This is a genomic window from Paraburkholderia acidicola (genome assembly GCF_002362315.1).
Classification (GTDB): domain Bacteria; phylum Pseudomonadota; class Gammaproteobacteria; order Burkholderiales; family Burkholderiaceae; genus Paraburkholderia; species Paraburkholderia acidicola.
This window is the reverse complement of record NZ_MTZV01000004.1, coordinates 1,227,065-1,249,712: the sequence shown is the minus strand read 5'-3', so window position 1 is coordinate 1,249,712 and position 22,648 is coordinate 1,227,065. Positions and strand designations below refer to the sequence as shown.

17 protein-coding genes are annotated in these 22,648 nt (G+C 64.1%); 6 read left to right on the top strand and 11 right to left on the bottom strand.

Going from position 1 to position 22,648, the window contains the following annotated elements:
* Window positions 1–24 precede the first annotated feature (24 nt).
* The 4 genes from BWP39_RS15920 to BWP39_RS15905 all read right to left on the bottom strand — a co-directional run bounded on the left by BWP39_RS15920 (window position 25) and on the right by BWP39_RS15905 (window position 5,067).
* Window positions 25–1,035, bottom strand: a complete 1,011-nt coding sequence (locus tag BWP39_RS15920; RefSeq protein ID WP_096721698.1) for an ABC transporter permease — start codon at window positions 1,033–1,035, stop codon at window positions 25–27.
* Window positions 1,025–2,578, bottom strand: a complete 1,554-nt coding sequence (locus tag BWP39_RS15915; protein ID WP_096721696.1) for a sugar ABC transporter ATP-binding protein — start codon at window positions 2,576–2,578, stop codon at window positions 1,025–1,027. Before BWP39_RS15915 ends, BWP39_RS15920 begins: the two co-directional genes overlap by 11 nt.
* A gap of 303 nt (window positions 2,579–2,881) precedes the next feature.
* Window positions 2,882–3,901: an ABC transporter substrate-binding protein gene (locus tag BWP39_RS15910; protein ID WP_096721694.1), complete on the bottom strand. Its 1,020-nt coding sequence runs from the start codon at window positions 3,899–3,901 to the stop codon at window positions 2,882–2,884.
* A 113-nt stretch (window positions 3,902–4,014) separates the two neighbouring features.
* Window positions 4,015–5,067 carry a LacI family DNA-binding transcriptional regulator gene (locus BWP39_RS15905; protein WP_096722649.1) on the bottom strand — a complete coding sequence of 351 codons (1,053 nt, stop codon included), beginning with the start codon at window positions 5,065–5,067 and terminating at the stop codon, window positions 4,015–4,017.
* A 277-nt stretch (window positions 5,068–5,344) separates the two neighbouring features.
* Between BWP39_RS15905 and BWP39_RS15900 the strand changes: the two genes are divergently transcribed.
* Window positions 5,345–6,322 carry an aldose 1-epimerase gene (locus BWP39_RS15900; protein WP_096721692.1) on the top strand — a complete coding sequence of 326 codons (978 nt, stop codon included), beginning with the start codon at window positions 5,345–5,347 and terminating at the stop codon, window positions 6,320–6,322.
* Window positions 6,323–6,332: 10 nt separating this feature from the next.
* On the opposite strand, the gene BWP39_RS15895 is transcribed toward BWP39_RS15900, so the two are convergent.
* The gene (locus tag BWP39_RS15895) at window positions 6,333–7,130 is read right to left on the bottom strand and encodes an endonuclease/exonuclease/phosphatase family protein (protein WP_096721690.1); all 798 of its coding nucleotides are present in this window, start codon (window positions 7,128–7,130) and stop codon (window positions 6,333–6,335) included.
* 28 nt (window positions 7,131–7,158) lie between these two features.
* Window positions 7,159–7,647 (bottom strand): hypothetical protein, encoded by a 489-nt coding sequence (locus BWP39_RS15890; RefSeq protein ID WP_096722647.1) that lies wholly within the window; start codon window positions 7,645–7,647, stop codon window positions 7,159–7,161.
* A gap of 281 nt (window positions 7,648–7,928) precedes the next feature.
* Between BWP39_RS15890 and BWP39_RS15885 the strand changes: the two genes are divergently transcribed.
* The 3 genes from BWP39_RS15885 to BWP39_RS15875 all read left to right on the top strand — a co-directional run bounded on the left by BWP39_RS15885 (window position 7,929) and on the right by BWP39_RS15875 (window position 10,652).
* Window positions 7,929–8,906, top strand: a complete 978-nt coding sequence (locus BWP39_RS15885; RefSeq protein ID WP_096721688.1) for an AAA family ATPase — start codon at window positions 7,929–7,931, stop codon at window positions 8,904–8,906.
* 181 nt (window positions 8,907–9,087) lie between these two features.
* The gene (locus tag BWP39_RS15880) at window positions 9,088–10,194 is read left to right on the top strand and encodes an NAD(P)/FAD-dependent oxidoreductase (protein WP_096721686.1); all 1,107 of its coding nucleotides are present in this window, start codon (window positions 9,088–9,090) and stop codon (window positions 10,192–10,194) included.
* A gap of 143 nt (window positions 10,195–10,337) precedes the next feature.
* Window positions 10,338–10,652 carry a high-potential iron-sulfur protein gene (locus tag BWP39_RS15875; RefSeq protein WP_091019523.1) on the top strand — a complete coding sequence of 105 codons (315 nt, stop codon included), beginning with the start codon at window positions 10,338–10,340 and terminating at the stop codon, window positions 10,650–10,652.
* Between the two features lie 54 nt (window positions 10,653–10,706).
* Here BWP39_RS15875 and BWP39_RS15870 read toward each other — a convergent pair whose 3' ends face one another.
* Window positions 10,707–12,194: an amidase gene (locus BWP39_RS15870; RefSeq protein ID WP_096721683.1), complete on the bottom strand. Its 1,488-nt coding sequence runs from the start codon at window positions 12,192–12,194 to the stop codon at window positions 10,707–10,709.
* 7 nt (window positions 12,195–12,201) lie between these two features.
* On the bottom strand, window positions 12,202–12,900 hold the full coding sequence (locus BWP39_RS15865; protein WP_096722645.1) for a dienelactone hydrolase family protein: 699 nt from the start codon (window positions 12,898–12,900) through the stop codon (window positions 12,202–12,204).
* A 608-nt stretch (window positions 12,901–13,508) separates the two neighbouring features.
* Between BWP39_RS15865 and BWP39_RS15860 the strand changes: the two genes are divergently transcribed.
* Both BWP39_RS15860 and BWP39_RS15855 read left to right on the top strand, forming a co-directional pair.
* Window positions 13,509–14,654, top strand: a complete 1,146-nt coding sequence (locus tag BWP39_RS15860; protein WP_096721681.1) for a branched-chain amino acid ABC transporter substrate-binding protein — start codon at window positions 13,509–13,511, stop codon at window positions 14,652–14,654.
* 151 nt (window positions 14,655–14,805) lie between these two features.
* Complete coding sequence (locus BWP39_RS15855; protein ID WP_096721679.1) at window positions 14,806–15,813, top strand: cupin-like domain-containing protein; 1,008 nt, start codon at window positions 14,806–14,808, stop codon at window positions 15,811–15,813.
* A 100-nt stretch (window positions 15,814–15,913) separates the two neighbouring features.
* Here BWP39_RS15855 and BWP39_RS15850 read toward each other — a convergent pair whose 3' ends face one another.
* The 3 genes from BWP39_RS15850 to BWP39_RS32100 all read right to left on the bottom strand — a co-directional run bounded on the left by BWP39_RS15850 (window position 15,914) and on the right by BWP39_RS32100 (window position 22,492).
* Window positions 15,914–17,536: a collagen-like triple helix repeat-containing protein gene (locus tag BWP39_RS15850; RefSeq protein ID WP_096721677.1), complete on the bottom strand. Its 1,623-nt coding sequence runs from the start codon at window positions 17,534–17,536 to the stop codon at window positions 15,914–15,916.
* A gap of 344 nt (window positions 17,537–17,880) precedes the next feature.
* Entirely contained in the window at window positions 17,881–19,857 is a 1,977-nt protein-coding gene (locus tag BWP39_RS15845; protein ID WP_096721675.1) for a collagen-like triple helix repeat-containing protein, read from the bottom strand.
* Between the two features lie 343 nt (window positions 19,858–20,200).
* Window positions 20,201–22,492 carry a collagen-like triple helix repeat-containing protein gene (locus BWP39_RS32100; protein ID WP_207556840.1) on the bottom strand — a complete coding sequence of 764 codons (2,292 nt, stop codon included), beginning with the start codon at window positions 22,490–22,492 and terminating at the stop codon, window positions 20,201–20,203.
* Between the last annotated feature and the right edge of the window lie 156 nt (window positions 22,493–22,648).

Sequence of the window (22,648 nt, the reverse complement as noted above, 5' to 3'; positions counted from 1 at the left end):
AGCGTCGTGGCTGGGCGATGTCAGTTAGCGCGAGCGCCGCTGCACATACACCGCCGCGACGATGATCGCGGCCTTCACGACGAGCGCCGCCGCATCAGGGATGCCGTGCGCGAGCAGCGTGTAACGCAGCAACTGGATGATCAGCGCACCGATCAGCGTGCCGCCGATATATGCCTTGCCGCCCGTCAACGCCGTACCACCCACCGCGACGGCCGCGATCGCATCGAGTTCAATGCCGAGCCCGACCACATTCGCATCGGACGACGAATTCACCGAAATCGAAATCAGGCCCGCAAGGCCCGCGAGCGCCGCGCAGATCGTGTACGCGATCAGCTTCGTGCGCGCAGTCGGAATGCCGCACAGATACGCGGCTTTCTCGTTGCCGCCGGTGACGAGCAGGTACTGCCCGAACAGCGTCTTGCGCACGATCCACGCGAACAGCGCGACGAGCGCGAACATCAGCAGCACCTGGAACGGCACGCCCGCGACCTTGCCGAGCGCGATCCACTGGAACGCAGGGTTGTCGAACGCCTGCAGGCTCCCGTCGGTGACGACTTGCGCAATACCGCGCCCGGCGATAAACAGCACTAACGTGGCGACTATCGGCTGCACCGATAATCGCGTGACGAGCAACCCGTTGAACGTGCCGCATACCGCTGCGGCCAGCACCGGCAACACGAACGCGAGCGCAATACCAAGGGCGCCGCCGATGTGCATGAAGAGCATCGGCGCAAGCGCACCGGCGATCGCCATCGATGCCCCCACCGACAGATCGATCCCCCCCGTCGCGACCACCAGCGTCATGCCGATGCCGACGATCACGATCGTCACGACCTGGGTCAGGTTCACGTTGAAGGTCTGCAGCGACCAGAAGTGCGGCGTGAAGATCAGATTGAAGACGAGCATTGCGAGCAGCACGGCGATCTCGCGCTGGATCGTGAGCCGATGGCGTTTCTTCACCGCTACCGCAGGTGCGGCTGCGTTTGCAGTAGAAAGCTGAGCTGCGCTGTCGTTGCGCAACGAATCATGAGCCATGCCGGCTGTCCTCCGGGTGCGCGGCGTGTGCCGCTTCCGCCAGTGCTGACTGACCTTCGCTGCCCCATGCAATGGCATCCATGATCGCGATTTCGCTCATCGCGGCGCCGTCGAGTTCAGCGACCGTGCGGCCGTCGCGGATTACAACGGCCCGATCGGCGACCGCGGTCAATTCTTCGAGTTCGGATGCAGACAGCAACACCGCGAGACCCGCGTCGCGCAGGTCGCGCACGATCTTCGCGACGTCTGCTTTTGCGCCGACATCGATGCCGCGCGTCGGCTCGTCGAGTAGCAGCAGCGTCGGTTGTGCGGCCAGCCAGCGCGCGAGCAGCACCTTTTGCTGATTGCCGCCCGACAGCTCGCGGATCGGTTGATCGGGGCTGCGTAGCTTGATGCCGAGCGACGCGACGAAGCGTTCGACGATCGCCTGCTGCTGTTTCCTGTCGACGATGCCGTGCTTCGCGAGCGTGCGCAGGCACACGAGCGTCAGGTTGTCGCGCACCGACAGCTCGGGCACGATGCCGTCGCCCTTGCGATCTTCGGTGAGATACGCGAGACCGCGCGCAATCGCGTCCTGCGGTGATTTCAGCGCGACCGTTTCGCCGCCGATCTCCACCGTGCCGCGTTCGAGCGGATCGGCGCCGAACATCAGACGCATCGTCTCCGTACGCCCTGAGCCGAGCAGCCCGGCGAGTCCAACCGCTTCACCACGATGCACGTCAAGCGACACATCGTTGACGAGCGGCCGCGCGCCGACCTTGCGCACGCTGATCGCCGCTTCGCCGCGGCGCGCGAGGTGCACTTCGCGCTCGGCGGTATCGCCTTCCACGACGGCGGCGAGCGTACGACCGAGCATCGTCGTGACGAGCTGGCGTTTGTCCATGTCGGCCATCGTGCTTTGCGCGACGGTCTGTCCATCGCGCATCACGGTGACGCGATCACAGAGCGCATACAGTTCATCGAGCCGGTGCGATACGAAGATCACCGCACGACCGTCGTCGCGCAACTTGCGCACGACCGTGAAGAGCAGTTCCACTTCGCGCTCGTCGAGCGACGACGTGGACTCGTCCATGATCACCATCTTCGCGTCCGCCGATACGGCGCGCGCGAGCGCAACCATCTGCTGGATCGCCGTCGAATAGCTGCCAGCCGGCTTCTTCACATCGACCTGCAAGCCAAACGATTCGAGCAGATCGGCGGCACGGCGCTGCACCGTGCGCCAGTCGATCAGACCAAAGCGACGCGGCTCGCGGCCAAGAAAAATGTTTTCCGCCACCGAGCGGAACGGCACCAGGTTGATCTCTTGATAGATCGTGCTGATGCCCGCTTCGCGAGCGGCCTTCGGACTGCGGAAATCGATCTCGCGACCTTCGAAGCGCACGCTCCCACCGGTGCGCCGATACGCGCCCGTCAGGATCTTGATCATGGTCGACTTGCCGGCGCCGTTCTGGCCGATCAGCGCGTGCACTTCGCCGGCTGCGACGCTCAGGTTCGCGCTGCGCAATGCGGGCACGCCGCCGAAGCTGATCTGGATGTCCTGCATATCCAGCAGCGTCGAACGAAGCAGGTCGGGAGAGGGTGGCGCCTGGCTGGCGGATGCCGTCACGGGGTCCTCCGGATGCGATGCTGTATTTCGCGCGGCGGGCATACTGGCCGCGCCGCAAGGTGATGGTACGCCGGACAAAGCGAAGCGGCGGCCCGCGCGATGCTCTACGCCTGTTGCGGGCGCGCCGCTTCCAACCTTCCCGTCAGCGGAGTGCACGACGCTCTCCGCTCACGCACTGCCCGTGAACCGCGGAGCGGGTCGCGTTGCACGCCGGCCCCGCGTTACCTCGTTACGTTTCAATCAATAGCCGTACTGCATGCTCTGCTGCACGTTGCTCTTGTCGTAGAAGCGATCCGAGACCTTGACCCACGTCGGAATCTTTTCGCCCTTCGCATAACGCTGTGCGACGTCGCAGGCGAGTGCACCGAAGAACGGGCTCGACTGCACGCTTGCACCGAGTTCGCCGGCGGCGATCGCGTCCATGCCGCCCTTTGTACCGTCGATCGTCACGATCTGGATGTCCTTGCCCGGCTGCTTGCCGGCTGCCTTGATCGCAGCGATCGCGCCGAGCGCCATTTCGTCGTTATGCGCGTACACCGCGGTTACGTCCGGATGCGCCTGCAACAACGTCTCCATCACCTGACGGCCCTTGTCGCGCGCGAAGTCGCCGCTTTGCGACGCGATGATCTGCATGCCCGGATTCTTCGCGATGACTTCGTCGAAGCCCTTCTTGCGATCGTTGGCGGCGGAAGCGCCGGTCGTGCCTTCGAGCTCGATGATCTTCGCCTTGCCGCTGGTCGCCTTGACGAGCCAGTCGGCGGCGCGGTGGCCCTGATCGATGAAGTCCGAACCGATGAACGTGATGTAGTCGCGACCCGCTTTCGCCACCGACTGATCGACGTCACGATCGACGAGGATCACCGGAATGCCGGCCTTCTTCGCCTGCAGCACGACCGGTGCGAGCGGCTTTTCTTCGCGCGGCGGGAACACGAGCAGATCGACGTGCTGCGCGATCATGCTCTGGATGTCGGACACCTGCTTCGAGTTCGAGCTGTTGGCGTCGGTCATCACGAGCTGCCAGCCGCATTTTGCGGCGACGTCCTTGAAGCTCTTCGTTTCGGCGAGCCGCCACGGGTTGTTGCTCTCGGTCTGCGCGAAGCCGACCTTCAGCGGGGTTTTGTTCGGCAGCTTGGGGAGCGCGTCGTCGGCATGTGCCGCGGCCGCCCCGAGACCGAGTGTCAGTGCGAGTGTCAGTACCTGAAACGATCCGGCCAGCGGATGAACCCGCAGCCGGCTCAATTGCCGATTGTGCGACGCCATGTCTTCCTCCAGTGCCTGGTGGGTTGTTTGTGCTTTTGTGGTGTTGCGGTCCGACGCATCCCCACACGAAGATTCCCGGACCCGCCGATTATTCCACTCGAAATTATTATTGGTCAATCAATAATAATATTAGTCACTGGCTGTTCTGTCTCGGTGATTACCCTCACCGAACTGCGTTCGACCAGCGGACCATCGAGTTTGACCATCCGGTGCCGCACCGGCGCGCCGGCGGCACGGTTGTGCTCTTCCTGCAGCAGGGTTTCGACAGCCCAGCGGCCCAGCTCGTAATTCGGCAGCACGACCGTGGAGAGTGCCGGATGTGTGTGACGCGCAATCTCCTGATCGTCGTAACCGAGCACCGAAACATCTTCGGGTACGCGGTGGCCGAGCTGTTTGAGCGCTTCGATCGCGCCGAGCGCCATCAGGTCGTTCGCGCAGAAGATCGCAGAAGGCGGATTCGGCTCGCGCATCAAGGACAACGTTTGCTCGAAACCGGTGCCGGAGCTCCAGTCGCCGTCGCGCACCAGCTCGGGTGTGTACGGCAGGTCGGCGGTGGCGAGCGCCGTGCGGTAACCCTTCAGCCGGTCTTTCGACGCGTCCTGCCAGGGCTCGCCGTTGATGTAGCCGATCCGCCGGTGGCCGGCACGCAGCAGGTATTCGGTTGCGACGTGGCCGCCTGCCACCTCGGCCGGCACCACCGACGACTGGCCGCCCTCGCTCGTGTAGCAGTTCAGCAGCACGGTCGGCACGCGCGACAGCGCGGCCGGCAGGCTGACCTTGCGCGTGTAGACCGTTGCGTAGACCACGCCGAAGACGTTCGGGCTCGACAGCACGGTGTCGAGCACCTGCTGCTCGATGTCGGCGTTGCCATGGGTGGAGTAGACCGCGAGCATCTTGCCGTTCGCGTAGGCCGCGTCGCGCGCGCCGTCGATGTTGACGACCGGGTGCGGGCTCGTCGAGATTTCGTCGGCCAGGTAGACGATCAGGTTGCGTTCGTCCTTGGATGGCGCGACCGGTGCGCGCGTCGCGAGCCGGTAGCCGAGATCGTGGGCCGCCTTGAGCACCTTGTTGCGGGTGGCTTCGGAGAACTTGGCGCCCGTCGCGTTGTTCAGCACCAGTGAGACTGAAGATTGGGACACGCCAGTGAGTTTGGCGATGTCAGTCATCGTAGGACGGCGTTGAGTCGTTTTCTTCATAAGGCTGACCGCGCGGCCGCGGCGGCAAGAGCAGGAAATGCCGGAAAACCGGCTGGATTGACGGTACCACTAATAATATGTGCCCGGCAACGCGCCAAAACCCGTCTGGATGGCTCTACGGGGCAGCGCCGTGTACTGGAAACATATGACAATTTATTACTAATAATATTGACCAATACTGCTGTGTCGTGCGATTCTCAGACGCGCCGGGCCGTTTCCGACCCTCAACCGCCGCTTCTATCCGACCATGCGCGACGCATCTCCGAGTACCCCCGTATCTGTTCCCCGCGCCGCGTCGTTCCATGCGCCGCAGGCCGATGCCGCCTTGATCGAACTGAGCAGCGGCGACACGCGGCTGACGGTGGCGCCACATATCGGCGGCTCGATTGCGTCGTACTACGATGTCTCGACTACGGGCCCGTTACATTGGTTCCGGCCAGCGACGCAATCTGCGCTCAACGCACGCGATCCGTTGCGAATGGGCAGCTTCCCACTGTTTCCGTACTGTAACCGCATTCGCGATGCGCGCTTCGAATTCGAGGGGCGCACGGTCGACCTCGCCGGCGACGGCAATCGCTTTCCGCACGCGCTGCATGGTCACGCCTGGCGTCGCGCCTGGAGTGTCGGTACGCGCACACCGAGCGCACTCGAGTTGCATTTCGAACATGTGCCGGACGTCCGGCGGCGTGGCGACTGGCCGTTTCACTACGACGCGCAGCAGCGTATCGAGTTGATCGGCGGAGCGCTGCATCTGACGTTGAGCGCACACAACCGCTCCGATCGCCCGATGCCGTTCGGTATGGGCCATCACCCGTATTACCCGCGCACGCCGCACACGCAGGTTCACGCGCAGGTGCAGGCGATGTGGCACGCGGACCGCGACGTGCTGCCAACGCATCTGGGCCCGCACCCGGCCGTCGATGCGCTGCGCAGCGGCATGCCTGCCGACGCTTTCGATCTCGACAACAATTTTGCGGGCTGGGCGCACGAGGCGATCGTGACGTGGACCGACGAGCGGCGCCGCCTGACGTTGACCGCCGAGGCGCCATTCGATCATCTGGTGGTGTTCGCTCCGGCGAACGAAGATTTGCTGTGCGTCGAGCCGGTGACGAACACAACCGACTCGTTCAACGCAGGCGAGACACCCGGGCACGCGGGCGGCCAGGTGCTGATGCCAGGCGAAGCGATTACTGCACGCATCGTGTGGACGCCGCAGCGTTTCTGATAGGCCCGGTTCAGCCGACCTGCAGGCGCGCCATATACGGAAGATGATCCGACAGCCATGCCGTTTCCTGGGCAGGCGGAATCCATTCGATCGGCTTCATGTCGCGCACGAACATCTTGTCGAGCGCGAGCGCCGGTGAAAACGCCGGGAACGTTCGCCCCGGTTCGCCGAGCAGCGTGGCGACTTCATGCAGTCCGTGCTCGCCGAAAAGCGGCACCGAGTCGTTGCGCCAGTCGTTGAAATCGCCGGCGAGTACGAGTGGGCCGCTTGGCGCTTCTTTCGCGATCCAGTGTGCGATCCAGTTCATCTGCCGCAGGCGGGCGGCGCGCGTGAGCGCAAGATGCGCACACAGCAACGTCACCGAGTGCCCCGCGAACGTCGCGCGCGCGACCAGCAGACCGCGTCGCTCGAAGCGATGTGCGGAGATGTCCCAGCGTCCGCCGAGATCAAGCGGATGCGGCGACAGGATCGCATTGCCGTGGCGCCATGAAGGTTTGAACACATTCGGCCCAAGCGCGATTTCGAGTTCGAGCGCGCGGGCGATTTCGGTGGCCTGGCAATGCCAGACATCATCGGCTGGATCGGTGAGCGGTGCGCCGAAAGTACTCGACAGAACCGGCGCCGGCATGCGCCGCGCCATCGCTTCCTGCAGGAAATACGCATCGGCGTGCGTCGACTGCACCCAGCGCTGCATCGCCTGCCATGCCTGAAAGCCGAGCGGCGAGCGGCCCTTGTGCAGGTTCCAGCTCACCGCAATGAAGTCTTTCGGCTGCGCGATGTCGCGAATCAGATCCTCGGGGTTTCGCATGCCGCGTCGTCCACGTCTTTTGTCGATGTCATGAGTGATTCGCGAGACTGGCGCGCACGCGGTAGACGAGCATCGGATTCTTGTCGACGATCGTCCATGCAGTCCATTCACCGGTCTTGACCTGCAGGCCCGGATGACTGGCGTTCACGACGCGCGGTTGCGGCGGCAGCTTGCAGCCTTCGCTGGTTTGCTGCGCGCTGTCGTCTTCGAGGGTTTCCTGTGCATCGATGGCGAGCGTCACGGTGTTCGCGTCGACCTGGGTCGGCGACACGGTGAGCGTGCGCAACAGATCGATGCTGCCGGCCGGTTGATCCTTGCAGCCGAGGTTGTGTTGCACGACATGATGATGCGTGTCCGTGCGCGCCTGGCCGACGGTCGTCGTACCGTCGAACGCGTCGATCTGCTGGCCGTCGCGCACGACTTGCAACTGCCATTGCACGACCGGCTGCGCCGACTCCTGCGCATGCGCGAGCAGTGCAGTGCCGAACAGCACGGCGGCGATACTGGTTTTCCACATGAGAACGATCTCCGGCGCCTGCATCCTGCCGATGGAACAGGCGCTCATCTTACGCCTGATGGCAATAACGGTTCTCTGACCGCCGATCGCGCGGCGGGTTCTGCAAGAGTGCATTTCAGTTGCTGACGGGAATCCGTATCGATCAGATAGAGCATGCGCTGTGCCTGTTAGCAGCAAACACACGCGGCTGCTCGCTTGCGCGCAAATTGTGCATCGCTACACTGACTCATAAGGGTGCGCAAAAATGCCGCACCTGCGGGTCCAGCACGACGGGGTGAACGATGACGACAGCCATGATCAAGCAGGAAATCGCCGTGGCGTCGTTCAGCAAGGTCTACGATCTCGACCGGATCGAGTCTGCGCTGAACGAGCTTGGCGATGGTGCGAACGACGCGTTGCGCACGACGTACGAGAAGATGCTGAAGATCGGCAACCTGCGCTTCTGCGTCAAGCCGAACCGGATGCCATCGATCGACGATCTGATCGGCGCGCTGCCGAACTTCGAAGAACCGCTCGACGATGTGCGTCGCCAGGTCGCGCTGTGCATCGAAACCGAGGACCGGCTCGAACTGATGCCAATCCTGCTGCTTGGCGACCCCGGCATCGGCAAGACGCATTTTGCGAAGCATCTCGCGCGTTTGCTGGGCACCGCGTATCACTACATCGCGATGAGTTCGTTGACGGCGGGCTGGATACTCTCGGGTGCATCGTCGCAATGGAAGAACGCGAAACCCGGCAAGGTATTCGACGCGCTCGTGCACGGCAGCTACGCGAATCCGGTCATCGTGGTCGACGAAATCGACAAGGCCACCGGCGATTCCCAATACGATCCGCTCGGCGCGCTGTACGCGTTGCTCGAACACGATACCGCGCAGACCTTCATCGATGAATTCGCCGAAGTGCCGATCAACGCGGGCCACGTGATCTGGATCGCGACGGCCAACGACGAACGCGCGATTCCCGAGCCGATCCTGAACCGCATGAACGTGTACGAAATCCCGCCGCCTGATCGCGACGGCGCGCGCCGCATCGCGCAGGCAATCTACGACGAGATCCGCACGGCGCACGGTTGGGGCGTGCGTTTTCCGACGCAACTCGATGACCGGACGCTCGACGCGCTGACCCAGGCGTCGCCACGCGAAATGCGCCGGGCGATTCTCAACGGATTCGGCGCGGCGCGGATTGCCGGTCACGAGCAGATCGAACCCGACGACATTCGTCTCGACTACGGCTCGCGCCGCAAACCGATCGGGTTCTGAACGCTTCTGCGGGTTTTTTGTTCCGCGTCGTACAATTTCGACAAATGCGGATGAGGTTCGCGGCGACACACAGCGCGTTGTAGCGCGTTGGTGTCGATCGCGACCCCACCCTGTTCCCATCCAGCAGTCAGGCAGCAATTGAGCGAGACGAAGCACGGCGCCAGGCGCCGCTGCGAGACCCATGGATCAGATCGAATGTGTAGTGATCGGCGCGGGTGTAGTCGGCCTCGCCGTGGCGCGCGCGCTGGCTGCGCGCGGACGCGAAGTGATCGTTGTCGAAGCGGCGGAAGCGATCGGTGTCGGCACCAGTTCGCGTAACAGCGAAGTGATTCATGCGGGGCTCTACTATCCGCGCGGTTCGCTAAAAGCGTCGTTGTGCGTGCGCGGTCGCGAACTGCTCTATGAGTACTGCGCGGCGCGCGGCGTGCCGCATCAGCGGTGCGGTAAGTTGCTGGTTGCGACGGCGCCCAACCAGATTGCGCAGCTCGAAAGCATTGCGGCGCGCGGCAAGGAAAACGGTGTGCTCGACCTGCTGCGGATCAGTGGCGCGGAAGCGCAGGCGCTCGAACCGGCACTGCAATGTGTCGCTGCGGTGTTTTCGCCGCAAACGGGGATCGTCGATAGCCATCAATTGATGCTTGCGCTCCAGGGCGATGCCGAACGCGACGGCGCGGTGTGCGCGTTTCATGCGCCGGTCGAATCAATCGAGGCGAGCAACGGGCGGTTCATCGTCAAAGTGGGCGGCGCGGCGCCGACGACGATCAGCGCCGGTTGCGTCGTGAACAGCGCGGGGTTGTATGCGAACGCGCTGGCGCGCAGCATCCGTGGGCTCGACGCGCGACATGTGCCGCCGCTATTTCTCGCACGTGGCAACTACTTCAGCGTGTCGGGTCACGCGCCGTTTAGCCGCCTCATTTATCCGATGCCGAACGAAGCGGGACTCGGTGTGCATCTGACCATCGATCTCGGCGGCCAGGCGCGCTTCGGTCCCGATGTCGAATGGGTCGACGCGATCGGCTATGACGTCGATCCGCATCGCGCGGACTCGTTCTATGCGGCGATCCGCGCGTACTGGCCAGCGTTACCCGATGCAGCGCTTCAACCGGCCTACGCCGGCATCCGGCCGAAACTCTCCGGCCCGGGCGAACCCGCTGCCGACTTTCTGATTCAGGGACCGGCCGCGCACGGTGTGCGTGGGCTCGTCAATCTGTTCGGCATCGAGTCGCCGGGACTGACGGCGTCGCTCGCGATCGCGCAGCGCGTCTGCGAACTTACCGGCTACGCATAACCGCAACCCTGCGCTCGCGTGTCGCAGTAGCGATTCGTTTATCTCTGTCATTTGAGCGAGCACGTACGGGTGCTTCGTTGCTATGCTTGGGGCGCGTCGTCGTCAGAACGGCGTTGAGTTCAATAAGAATGGAGTGAGTCCCCATGAAGTCATCCCGTCGTACGTTTTTGATTACGAGTATCGGCGTTGCGTCGACGCTCGCGCTGTCCCGCCAGGCTTTCGCAGCCGATGCCGCCAAGGTGACCGAAGCCGATCCGACCGCGCAGGCGCTCGGCTACAAGGAAGACGCCACCAAGGTCGACAAGGCGAAGTATGCGAAGTACGCCGCCGGCCAGGATTGCGGCAACTGCAGCTTCTACCAGGGCAAGGCCGCCGATCCCTGGGGTGCCTGTCCGATGTTCGGTGGCAAGCAGGTGTCCAGCAAGGGGTGGTGCAGCGCCTATAACAAGAAGGCCTGATTCCAGCAGAGCAGCGCTGGCTGCGCGTGGCGTGAATGCGGAACCGCGACAGGTTCACCCACGCGCAGGCATTAACGGCGGCCGCCGGTCGAACCACGGACGCGCCGCTTCCAGTTGTGTCGCCAGCTGCAGCAACGTCGCTTCAGCGCCCGCGCGCGCTGCGAACTGCACGCCGACCGGCAACCCGCGCGCATTCCAGTACAGCGGCACCGACATGGCGGGGTGCCCGGTCATATTGAACAGCTCCGTGCAACCGGCCCACGCGAACGCCTTGTTCGATGCTTCGGTGAGCAGTTTGCGCATCAGCGGTTCGAGCGGAAGCGCGGTGACCGCGCGCATCTGCAGACGCTCCCACGACGTCGGTTTCATCTCGCCGATCCTGATCGGCGCGGACGCGAGCGTCGCGCACAGAATTACGTCGTAACGCGACAGCAGATCGGTGACCCGGGCGGTGATCAGACGTTGTGTCTCGAGTGCGCCGGCCAGCGTGCGCGCGCCGAACTTGCGACCGATATGCGCCATTGCCCACGTGGCGATTTCGAAGTCCGCTTTCAGCGGTTTGCGGCCGGAGACACTTTCGGCACGCAGTACGGCGTCTTCTGCGATCACCGACCACACGGCGAGGAACGCATCGCGCGCGGCGATGAAATCGACGCCGGACGACACCGGCTCGATATGGTGTCCCAGCGATGCAGCCAGTTGCGCCGCGTCGTCGAGTGAGGCGCGTACATCGCCGGATAGCGTGGGCGCGAACATCGCTTCGCTCAGATAGCCGATATGCAGCGGCTTGACCGGTTCCTTCAGCGCGCCGACGAACGTCCCGGGCGCACCCGTCGGCAGATGCGCGTTGCCCGACGTGAGATCGAGCAGCAGTGCGCTGTCGCGCACGCTGCGAGAAATTGCATGATCGATGCCCATGTCGCCGGGCAGCGGATCGCCGGCCGAAGGTGTGCGACCGCGCGACGGCTTGAGTCCGAACAATCCGCAGCACGATGCGGGGATGCGGATTGAGCCGCCGCCATCTGCCGCATGCGCAAGCGGCACGATGCCTGCGGCGACCGCTGCTGCCGCCCCACCGCTCGATCCACCGGGCGTGTGATCGAGACTCCATGGGTTGCGGCACGGTCCGAACAGTTGGGGTTCCGTGTACGGCATCTGGCCGAGTTCCGGCGTGTTCGTCTTGCCGAAGATGTTCAGACCGGCCGCTTTTGTGAGCGCGACGATCGGTGCGTCTTCGGTGGGAACGTAGTGCCGGAAGTGGCGGCTACCCATCGACAGACGCAGCCCCGCCATCGCCGCACCGAGATCCTTCATCAGATACGGCACACCAGCGAGCGGCCCCTGCCCGGCGCCGTTCGCTTCATGACGCGCGGCGCGCTGGCGAGCCGCGTCGTAGTCCTTCAGGACGATCGCGTTGATCGCCGGATTGACCGCCTCGGCACGCGCGATGGCGATGTCGAGCAACTCGCGCGCGCTGGCTTCGCGCGTGCGGATCAGTTCGGCGAGGCCGGTTGCGTCGTGCGCGAGGTAGTCCGCTTGCACGCGAGCGTTACAGCCGTTCGCCGAGGAACGTCAGCGTGCGGCCGTGCGCGAGCGCCGACGCGTGCTGGTTATACGACGCGCGGTCGGTGCAGTTGAAGCCGTGGTCGGCGCCGGCATACACGTGGAATTCGGCATCGTCGCGACCCGCGAAACGCTCTTTCACCTCGCCCACTGCCGACAACGGAATGCCGTGATCGAGTTCGGCGTAGTGGAACAGAATGGGTACCTTGATCTTCGGCGCTTCGTCGAGTGCGTTCTGAATGCCGCCGCCGTAATACGCGACCGCTGCGTCGACCGTGCCCTGCGCTGCTGCGAGGTAAGCGAGCCGGCCGCCGAAGCAGTAGCCGATTGCCGCGATCTTGCCGGTCACTTCGGGCCGCGCGCGCAGCGCCGCGGCGCTCGCGCCGATGTCGGCGACTGCGAGACCGACATCGGTCTTCTGCATCAGCTCGATTCCTTTATCGCGGTCCGAGCCGGCATAAGTCAGCTCGACGCGCGGTTGCGTGCGCCAGAAGATGTCCGGTGCGAATGCGACATAGCCGTCAGCCGCGTACTGATCGGCGACCGTGCGGATGTGGCTGTTCACGCCGAAAATTTCCTGAATGATGATGACCGCCGGCCCCTTGCCGCTCTGCGGCAGCGCCAGATAACCTTCGAAGCTGTCGGCGCCGGCCGGAATGTCGATCCATCGCGAAGTCGTGCTCACACTGTTCTCCTGGAACAAAAGCGGTTGATGTCGGGGCCGGTCAGTGTGCCATCAAAAGAATCGGCTTGCAGTGCGGGTGCCCGGCCGATCGCGACGCGCCACGTCGTTCCCGTAAGCGGATTGAAACGATGTCGATTATTCATTTTTTGGCACTGTGAACACCCAGGCATCCCGCCATTGAAGTGCACCGCACTCACGCGCTCGTTTTCATCAATTGTTCTTGTGTTTGCAATGGCTATTCAAACTATTAACGGTATTGTCGTCTCTATCTTTAGCTGGACTGTTGGCGGAGCATCCGGCGCACCGGGTACCTGGCGGAAACCCGCATGGGCTGGTGCTTTCCGTGTATCACTGGGGTTTCTACGAGGGCTCTTATCGAATAAGCGCTATTGGTAGTGATCCCAGTTTCCCAAAAAAATCCCCTAAATTAATTTGATCGCCTACACTTGCGCGCAAGTACGGGTAGGCACCTGTCATAAACAGGTCGACACACGTGCTGGCCAAGTGCATGAACGATGCATCCGGCGTGATCGTCCACGGGACAAGCAGGGATGGAGCGGGGGCACAGGGCGATTACGTTGCTTATGGGACCGAAACTGGAGACTTACATGAATATCAAGCTTCAAAAGCTGTTGCCGATCAGCGCTGCGGCCATGCTGTTCGCTACGATGGCAACGACCGCGGTGGCGGACGAGGTCGTCAAGATCGGTCACGTCGCACCGCTGACCGGCGGCATTGCCCACCTGGGCAAGGACAACGAAAACGGTGCACGCCTCGCGGTAGAAGAAATCAACGCGAAGGGGCTCACGATCGGCGGCCAGAAGGTCACGCTGCAACTCGATGCACAAGACGACGCAGCTGACCCGCGTACGGGTACTCAGGTTGCACAGAAGCTCGTCGACGACAAGGTCGTCGCCGTGGTGGGCCACCTGAACTCCGGTACCTCGATTCCGGCATCGAAGATCTATAGCGATGCAGGCATCGTGCAGATCTCGCCGTCGGCAACGAACCCGGCTTACACGCAACAGGGCTTCAAGACGACGTACCGTGTGGTCGCGACCGATGCGCAGCAAGGTCCGGCACTCGCGAACTACGCAGCAAACCAGTTGAAGGTGAAGAGCGTCGCGATCGTCGACGATTCGACCGCGTATGGCCAGGGTCTCGCGAACGAATTCGAGAAGAAAGCCAAGGCGCTCGGCTTGAACGTGATGTCGCATGACGCGACCAACGACAAGGCCGTCGACTTCCGCGCGATTCTGACGAAGATCAAGGGCGAAAACCCCGACGCGATCATGTACGGCGGTATGGATGCCACCGGCGGTCCGTTCGCTAAACAGGCCAAGCAGCTCGGCCTGCGCTCGAAGGTGCTGGCAGGCGATGGCGTGTGTACCGACAAGCTGTCCGATCTCGCCGGCGACGCTACCGACAACATCGTCTGCTCGGAAGCCGGTATGGCGCTCGAAAAGATGGCGGGCGGCAAGGCGTTCGAAGCGAAGTACGAAAAGCGTTTCGGCCAGCCGATCCAGATCTACGCACCGTTCACGTATGACGCTGTGTACATCATCGTCGATGCCATGAAGCGTGCTAACTCGACCGATCCGGCGAAGATCCTGGCTGCTATGCCGGCGACCGACTACAAGGGCGTGATTGGCGAAACGACGTTCGATTCGAAAGGCGACCTGCAGCACGGCGTGATCTCGCTGTACAACTACAAGGCGGGCAAGAAGTCGGTGCTCGACGTCGTGAAGATGTAATTCCGACGGTTGCCGGGTGACGGGTCGAACCTGTCGCGCGGCATCGAAGCAGCACGAAAAAGGCACCCGGGTTAAACCCCCGGGTGCCTTTTCTTTTGGTGGGCGGCGTGAGACGCTATCGTCAGAACAACAACCTGACTGAGAGGCTGCAATGACACGCCCGATCGACGACGAATGGCGTCGGTGGATTGCCGAGAACCTGTTGCTCGACGTCCCGCCCGATGCGCTTCAGGCCGCGCTCGTTTCACACGACTTCGCCGCGGAAGATGCCGCGCGCGAGGTACAGGCCGCGCTGGCGAGTCCCTATCTGCTAGGTAGCACGCGACTGCGCAATCGTTTGCGAAAACGCGAATGGATGCTGTCGGTGTACGGCACGCTGAACCGGCTGCGCGCGAACGGCGGCACGGTGGAACGCCGCGAGAAACTGACCCACGACGAATTCTTCGAGCAGTATTACTTCCAGAACCGACCGGTGATCATCACCGGCGCGTTCGATACGTGGCCGGCGCGGATGAAGTGGAGTTTCGATTACTTCCGCGAGCGTTGTGGCGATTGCGAGGTCGAAGTGCAGTTCGGCCGCGAAGCCGATACAAACTACGAGATCAATCAACCGAAGCTCAAGCGCATGATGCGCTTTCGCGACTACGTCGATCTGATCGAGCGCAGCGGTCGTACCAACGACTTCTACATGACTGCGAACAACACCTCGCACAATCGTGAAGCGCTCGTGGACTTATGGTCGGATGTCGAACCGATTCGCGCGTACCTCGATGCGGAGTCGCCGGATAACGGCTTTTTCTGGTTTGGGCCGGCCGGTACGAAGACGCCGTTCCATCACGATCTGACCAACAACTTCATGGCGCAGGTGATCGGCCGCAAGCAGGTGAAGCTGGTGCCGTTGTGCGATACGCCGCATATGTACAACCATCTGCATTGCTACTCGCAGGTGGACGGCAGTGCGGTCGACTTCGCGCGTTTCCCGGCGCTGCAGAATGCACAACTGATCGAATGCACGCTCGAGCCCGGTGATCTGTTGTTCCTGCCAATCGGCTGGTGGCACTACGTCGAAGGACTGGACGCGTCGGTGACGATGACGTTCACGAACTTCCTCGAACGCAATGACTTCGGCAGGACGTACGAGACGTATCACGAGCTGTGAATCGCGCAGCGGGTCTGGCTGGGCGATAGCGACGCTTCAGGAAAACGGCGGACCGTTGTTAGCGGTCCGCCGTGCTTGCTGCAGTGTTGATACGTTGCCGTTACTTCTTGGGTGTGGTGCCGAGCGAGCCGAGCCCACCGAGCAGGCCGCCGGAAGACGAAGTACTCGAGCCGCCGGTCAATCCGCCCGTGAGCGAATTGAGCAGACCGGTGACCGGCGCGAGCAGACCGCCCAGGCCGCCGGAGCCACTTGAACCACTCGTTCCGCCTGTACCGCCCGTTGCGCCACCGAGTGCGCCGGTCACAGAACCGAGCAGACCGGTGACAGGGGCGAGCGGGTTCGAACCCGAGCTTCCTGTACCGCCCGTCGCGCCACCGAGTGCGCCGGTCACCGATCCAAGCAGACCGGTGACAGGTGCCAGCGGGTTCGAACCTGTTCCGCCGGTTCCTCCAGTAGCACCACCGAGACCGCCAAGCACGCCAGTCAAACTTCCTGTGACGTTAGTGAGCAGACCGGTGACTGGTGCGAGCGGACCCGTGCTGCCGCCCAGCGCACCGGTGAGCGTTCCGGTGACGGTGTTGAGCAGACCGGTCACAGGCGCCAGCGGACCACCGCCTGAGCCAGAACCCGATCCGCCGAGTCCACCGCCCAGACCGCCGAGCGTGCCGGTAAGCGTACCGGGCAGCGAGGTGAGCAGTCCGGTAAGCGGCGCGAGCGGATTGCCCGAACTCGTGCCTCCAGAGGTCAGCAAGCCACCTGCAGAGGTGACGGTGTCGCCGACCTTGGTGACGATGTTGCCGAGGTTCTGACCGATCGGGTTGCCCGTCGCTCCGCTGATCGCGCTGCCGGCAGAATCCAGACCGTGACCGATCGTCGACAGCAGGCCATTGAGTGGCGCACCCAGACCGGTGGCATCGCCAATCGTTTGAGTGGTTGCCGAGACGGTCGAGGTAATCGGCGTGATTGCCGAACTGACAGCCTGCGTGACCTGCTGGATCGGCCCGGTGGAGATGGCGTTGCCGAGCTGCGTACCGAGACCGCTGACGGCATTGCCGACAGTCGATACCACGCCACCGAGCGGCGTCGTCAGTGGGCTCAGCGGTGCGGTTGGTCCAGTACCGAGACTCGTGACCAGTTGCCCAACGTTGTTGACGGCCTGGCCCGCGTCGTAGACGACATTGCCTGAACTGGCGAGGGTAATGCCGAGCGGATCGGTGGCCTTGCCGAGCTGGCCGAGACCGTTGGCCGTTCCGTTGCCGAGCGCAGTGACACCGGCGCCGAGATTGGAGACGACGTTACCGAGCGCGGCCGTGGTCGCGGGGTTGGCACCGGGAATCGGCGTAGTGCCGATCTGGCTGCCGATCGCGGAGACCGTCTGGCCAGTCGCGGTCACGATGTTGCCGGTCTTCTGGACGACGGTGCCGATGGCGTTGGCGCTAGGTGTTGGAGTAGGCGTCGGTGTCGGTGTCGGTGTCGGCGTCGGGGTGGGCGTCGGGGTGGGCGTCGGCGTTGGCGTCGGCGTTGGAGTGGGCGTCGGCGTCGGTGTCGGAGTAGGCGTAGGCGTAGGCGTAGGCGTAGGCGTTCCTCCGCCACTACCGCCACCTCCGCCGCCGCTACCGCTTCCCAAACCACCCGGTCTTGTGACGGTCGACCCGCAACCTGTCAGGGCAATCAACGACGATACGCATACGGCGATCGCTGTCATTTTGAATTGGCGATTCATGTTGTGCTCCCCTCGTAAAGAATCTAGTGGAGGAGTCAACTGCAAGCGCTATGCCAATTTCTCCGACGACTCGCATAAACCGCCGAGGCTTGTGGAATCAATGGGAACGGGTTGCCGAAATCCGTCGATGAAGCTCGCCGGCTTCGATGTGTCGCGGAACAGGCACTCGCGCAGGCGATGCGTAACGTAACGCGCAGCGGTTTTGCGTCCCTGGTGAATGCAGGCGCCGTCATACAGAACCGGGGCGATAGGGCTTTGGTCCGGTAGAACGATCAGCACAGTTCGAAAAAAAAGCGGACCGGGTGACCGGTCCGCCTTGCTTCCTGACGTGTTGATCGTTGCCGTTATTTCTTGGGTGTGGTGCCGAGCGATCCGAGTCCACCGAGCAGGCCGCCGGAAGACGAGGAGCCCGAGCCGCCGGTCAATCCACCGGTGAGCGAGTTGAGCAAGCCGGTGACCGGCGAAAGCAGACCGCCCAGACCGCCGGAGCCACCTGAGCCACCCGTGCCGCCTGTGCCGCCGGTCGAGCCGCCCGTTGCGCCACCGAGTGCACCGGTCACCGAACCGAGCAGACCAGTGACAGGAGCGAGCGGATTCGAGCCGGTTCCACCTGTTCCACCGGTAGCTCCACCGAGTGCACCGGTCAGAGAACCAAGCAGCCCGGTGACAGGAGCCAGCGGGTTCGAACCAGTCCCGCCGGTGCCACCAGTACCGCCAGTTGCTCCACCGAGGCCGCCGAGCACACCTGTCAACGTCCCGGTGACGTTAGTGAGCAGACCGGTCACAGGGGCGAGCGGTCCGGTACTGCCACCCAGCGCACCAGTGAGCGTTCCGGTGACGGTGTTGAGCAGACCGGTCACAGGCGCCAGCGGACCGCCGCCTGAGCCAGAACCCGATCCGCCGAGTCCACCGCCCAGACCACCGAGGCCACCGAGCGCGCCGGTAAGCGTACCAGGCAGCGAGGTGAGCAGCCCGGTGAGCGGTGCGAGCGGATTACCCGAACCCGTGCCTCCCGAGGTGAGCAGCCCACCCGCCGAGGTCACGGTGTCGCCAAGCTTGGTGACGACGTTGCCCAGGTTCTGGCCGATCGGGTTGCCAGTCGCTCCGCTGAGCTGGGCGCCGGCAGCATCGAGGCCATGACCGATGGTCGAAAGCAGACCATTGAGCGGTGCACCCAGACCCGTCGTATCGCCGATGGCCTGAGTGGTCGCCGAGACGGTCGAGGTGATCGGCGTGATGACCGAGCTGACAGTCTGCGTGACCTGCTGGATCGGTCCGGTGGAGATCGCGGTACCGAGCTGCGTACCGATACCGCTGACGGCATTGCCGACACCGGAGACCAGACCGCCGAGCGGCGTGGTGAGCGGACTCAGCGGCGCGAGCGGACCGGTGCCCAGACTGGTGACGAGCTGACCGACATTGTTGACGGCCTGTCCTGCATCGTTGACGAGATTACCGGAACTGGCCAGCGTGATGCCGAGCGGGTCCTTCACGTTGCTGTTGCCGAGCTGACCGAGACCATTCTGCAGGCCGGTACCGAGTGCCGTTACACCATTGCCGAGGTTCGACACGGTGTTGCCGAGCGCGGCGGTGGTTGCGGGGTTACCGCCCGGAATCGGTGTGAGACCGATCTGGCTACCGATCGCAGAGACGGTCTGGCCAGTCGCGGTGACGATGTTGCCGCCGTTCTGGACGACTACGCCGAGCGGGTTGGCGCCGGTGGGTGTCGGCGTCGGAGTAGGCGTCGGCGTCGGAGTGGGTGTCGGCGTTGGAGTAGGCGTCGGTGTAGGTGTCGGCGTCGGCGTCGGCGTCGGCGTCGGCGTGGGCGTCGGCGTCGGAGTGGGCGTCGGTGTCGGTGTCGGTGTCGGGGTGGGCGTCGGCGTCGGCGTCGGCGTCGGCGTCGGCGTCGGAGTGGGCGTCGGCGTCGGAGTGGGCGTCGGCGTCGGGGTGGGCGTGGGCGTCGGTGTCGGAGTAGGCGTCGGTGTCGGAGTGGGCGTCGGCGTCGGCGTCGGAGTAGGCGTCGGTGTCGGAGTGGGCGTCGGCGTCGGCGTCGGAGTAGGTGTCGGTGTCGGCGTCGGCGTCGGAGTAGGCGTCGGCGTCGGAGTAGGCGTCGGTGTCGGTGTCGGGGTAGGCGTCGGTGTCGGAGTAGGCGTCGGCGTCGGCGTTTTACCACCGCTTCCTCCACCTCCAGTACCGATGGTTCCACCACCGGAACCACTTCCCACACCACCTGGTTTAGTAACGGTCGATCCGCACCCTGTCAGCGCGATCAGTGACGATACACACATGGCGATCGTCGTCATTTTGAATTGGCGATTCATGTTGGCCTCCCCTCGTAAAGAATCTAGTGAGGGAGTCAACTGCAAGCGCTATGCCAATTTCCCCAGCGGCCGGTACAAACCGTAGAGGCCAATGGAATCAACGGAAAGGGATCGCCATAGTCCGTCGATGAAGCTCGCTGGCTCCAATGTGTCGCGGAACAGGCACTCGCGCAGGCGATGCGTAACGTAACGCGAAGCGGTTTCGTATCCCTGGCGAATGCGGCATCAGTCATACAGAGCAGGTGAGCGTCGAGTACCACAGGACGGTCGTCGCAGGCACAAAGAAAAACGGCGGACCGGTTACCCGGTCCGCCGTACTCCCTGGCGTGTTGAGCTGCTGTCGTTATTTCTTGGGTGGCGTGATGGGCGAGGCGACTCCACCGAGCCCGCCGGTCAATCCACCGGTGAGCGAGTTGAGCAGCCCGGTGACCGGCGAAAGCAGACCGCCCAGACCGCCGGAGCCACTTGAGCCACCTGTTCCGCCTGTGCCGCCGGTCGAGCCGCCCGTTGCGCCACCGAGCGCACCGGTCACCGACCCGAGCAGACCAGTGACAGGGGCGAGCGGGTTCGAGCCGGTTCCACCTGTTCCACCGGTAGCCCCACCGAGTGCACCGGTCAGGGAACCAAGCAGCCCGGTGACAGGAGCCAGCGGGTTCGAACCAGTTCCGCCGGTGCCACCAGTACCGCCAGTTGCTCCACCGAGGCCGCCGAGCACACCCGTCAACGTCCCGGTGACGTTAGTAAGCAGACCGGTGACCGGTGCGAGCGGACCCGTACTGCCACCCAGCGCACCAGTGAGCGTTCCGGTGACGGTGTTGAGCAGGCCGGTCACAGGCGCCAGCGGACCGCCGCCTGAGCCCGAACCCGATCCGCCGAGTCCACCGCCCAGACCACCGAGGCCACCGAGCGCGCCGGTGAGCGTACCAGGCAGCGAGGTGAGCAGCCCGGTGAGCGGCGCAAGCGGATTACCCGAACCCGTGCCTCCCGAGGTGAGCAGGCCACCCGCCGAGGTCACGGTGTCGCCAAGCTTGGTGACGACGTTGCCCAGGTTCTGGCCGATCGGATTGCCAGTCGCTCCGCTGAGCTGGGCGCCGGCAGCATCGAGGCCATGACCGATGGTCGAGAGCAGTCCGTTGAGCGGTGCACCCAGACCCGTCGTATCACCGATGGCCTGAGTGGTCGCCGAGACGGTCGAAGTGATCGGCGTGATGACCGAGCTGACGGTTTGCGTGACCTGCTGGATCGGTCCGGTGGAGATCGCGGTACCGAGCTGCGTACCGATACCGCTGACGGCATTGCCGACACCGGAGACCAGACCGCCGAGCGGCGTGGTGAGCGGACTCAGCGGCGCGAGCGGACCGGTGCCCAGACTGGTGACGAGCTGACCGACATTGTTGACGGCCTGTCCTGCATCGTTGACGAGATTACCGGAACTGGCCAGCGTGATGCCGAGCGGGTCCTTCACGTTGCTGTTGCCGAGCTGACCGAGACCATTCTGCAGGCCGGTACCGAGTGCCGTTACACCATTGCCGAGGTTCGACACGGTGTTGCCGAGCGCGGCGGTGGTTGCGGGGTTACCGCCCGGAATCGGTGTGAGACCGATCTGGCTACCGATCGCAGAGACGGTCTGGCCAGTCGCGGTGACGATGTTGCCGCCGTTCTGGACGACTACGCCGAGCGGGTTGGCGCCGGTGGGTGTCGGCGTCGGAGTAGGCGTCGGCGTCGGAGTGGGTGTCGGCGTCGGAGTAGGCGTCGGCGTCGGAGTGGGCGTCGGCGTCGGAGTAGGCGTCGGCGTGGGCGTCGGTGTCGGCGTCGGGGTCGGGGTAGGCGTCGGCGTCGGCGTCGGAGTGGGCGTCGGTGTCGGTGTCGGGGTGGGTGTCGGCGTCGGAGTAGGCGTCGGAGTAGGCGTCGGCGTCGGCGTCGGAGTAGGCGTCGGAGTAGGCGTCGGAGTAGGCGTCGGTGTCGGAGTAGGCGTCGGAGTAGGCGTCGGCGTCGGGGTAGGCGTCGGCGTCGGCGTCGGAGTAGGTGTCGGCGTCGGAGTAGGCGTCGGCGTCGGCGTCGGAGTGGGCGTCGGCGTCGGCGTCGGTGTTGGAGTAGGCGTCGGGGTAGGCGTCGGCGTCGGCGTCGGTGTTGGAGTAGGCGTCGGGGTAGGCGTCGGCGTCGGAGTAGGTGTCGGCGTCGGAGTAGGCGTCGGCGTCGGAGTAGGCGTCGGAGTAGGCGTCGGGGTGGGCGTCGGGGTGGGCGTCGGCGTCGGAGTAGGCGTCGGAGTAGGCGTCGGCGTCGGGGTGGGCGTCGGGGTAGGCGTCGGAGTCGGAGTCGGAGTCGGAGTCGGAGTCGGAGTCGGAGTCGGAGTCGGAGTCGGCGTCGGCGTCGGCGTCGGCGTCGGCGTCGGCGTCGGCGTCGGAGTCGGAGTCGGAGTCGGAGTCGGAGTCGGAGTCTTCCCACCTCCCCCACCAGTACCCGTCCCACCGCCGCCGGTACCCGTACCACCGCCTCCACCTCCGGTGCCGATGGTTCCGCCGCCGGAGCCGCTTCCCAGCACACCTGGTTTAGTAACGGTCGATCCGCATCCTGAGAGCGCGATCAGTGACGATACGCACATGGCGATCGTCGTCATTTTGAATTGGCGATTCATGTTTGTTTCCCCTCGGAAATAAACCGATAGGGGGTCAACTGCAAGCGCTATGCCAATCTTTCTCGGAAGCGCCACAAACCGCCGAAGCCTGTGGAATAAAGGGAAAGGGATTGCAGCAGATCGAGCGTGTGGCTCGCTGGCTTCGATGTGTCACGG

Excerpts from the sequence above, each read along its gene's own strand:
- BWP39_RS15910 (WP_096721694.1), bottom strand. The coding sequence starts at position 3,901 with ATGGCGTCGCACAATCGGCAATTGAGCCGGCTGCGGGTTCATCCGCTG.
- BWP39_RS15885 (WP_096721688.1), top strand. The coding sequence starts at position 7,929 with ATGACGACAGCCATGATCAAGCAGGAAATCGCCGTGGCGTCGTTCAGC.
- BWP39_RS15920 (WP_096721698.1), bottom strand. The coding sequence starts at position 1,035 with ATGGCTCATGATTCGTTGCGCAACGACAGCGCAGCTCAGCTTTCTACT.
- BWP39_RS15890 (WP_096722647.1), bottom strand. The coding sequence starts at position 7,647 with ATGTGGAAAACCAGTATCGCCGCCGTGCTGTTCGGCACTGCACTGCTC.
- BWP39_RS15855 (WP_096721679.1), top strand. The coding sequence starts at position 14,806 with ATGACACGCCCGATCGACGACGAATGGCGTCGGTGGATTGCCGAGAAC.
- BWP39_RS32100 (WP_207556840.1), bottom strand. The coding sequence starts at position 22,492 with ATGAATCGCCAATTCAAAATGACGACGATCGCCATGTGCGTATCGTCA.
- BWP39_RS15905 (WP_096722649.1), bottom strand. The coding sequence starts at position 5,067 with ATGACTGACATCGCCAAACTCACTGGCGTGTCCCAATCTTCAGTCTCA.
- BWP39_RS15880 (WP_096721686.1), top strand. The coding sequence starts at position 9,088 with ATGGATCAGATCGAATGTGTAGTGATCGGCGCGGGTGTAGTCGGCCTC.
- BWP39_RS15875 (WP_091019523.1), top strand. The coding sequence starts at position 10,338 with ATGAAGTCATCCCGTCGTACGTTTTTGATTACGAGTATCGGCGTTGCG.
- BWP39_RS15895 (WP_096721690.1), bottom strand. The coding sequence starts at position 7,130 with ATGCGAAACCCCGAGGATCTGATTCGCGACATCGCGCAGCCGAAAGAC.
- BWP39_RS15860 (WP_096721681.1), top strand. The coding sequence starts at position 13,509 with ATGAATATCAAGCTTCAAAAGCTGTTGCCGATCAGCGCTGCGGCCATG.
- BWP39_RS15915 (WP_096721696.1), bottom strand. The coding sequence starts at position 2,578 with ATGCAGGACATCCAGATCAGCTTCGGCGGCGTGCCCGCATTGCGCAGC.
- BWP39_RS15900 (WP_096721692.1), top strand. The coding sequence starts at position 5,345 with ATGCGCGACGCATCTCCGAGTACCCCCGTATCTGTTCCCCGCGCCGCG.
- BWP39_RS15845 (WP_096721675.1), bottom strand. The coding sequence starts at position 19,857 with ATGAATCGCCAATTCAAAATGACGACGATCGCCATGTGTGTATCGTCA.
- BWP39_RS15850 (WP_096721677.1), bottom strand. The coding sequence starts at position 17,536 with ATGAATCGCCAATTCAAAATGACAGCGATCGCCGTATGCGTATCGTCG.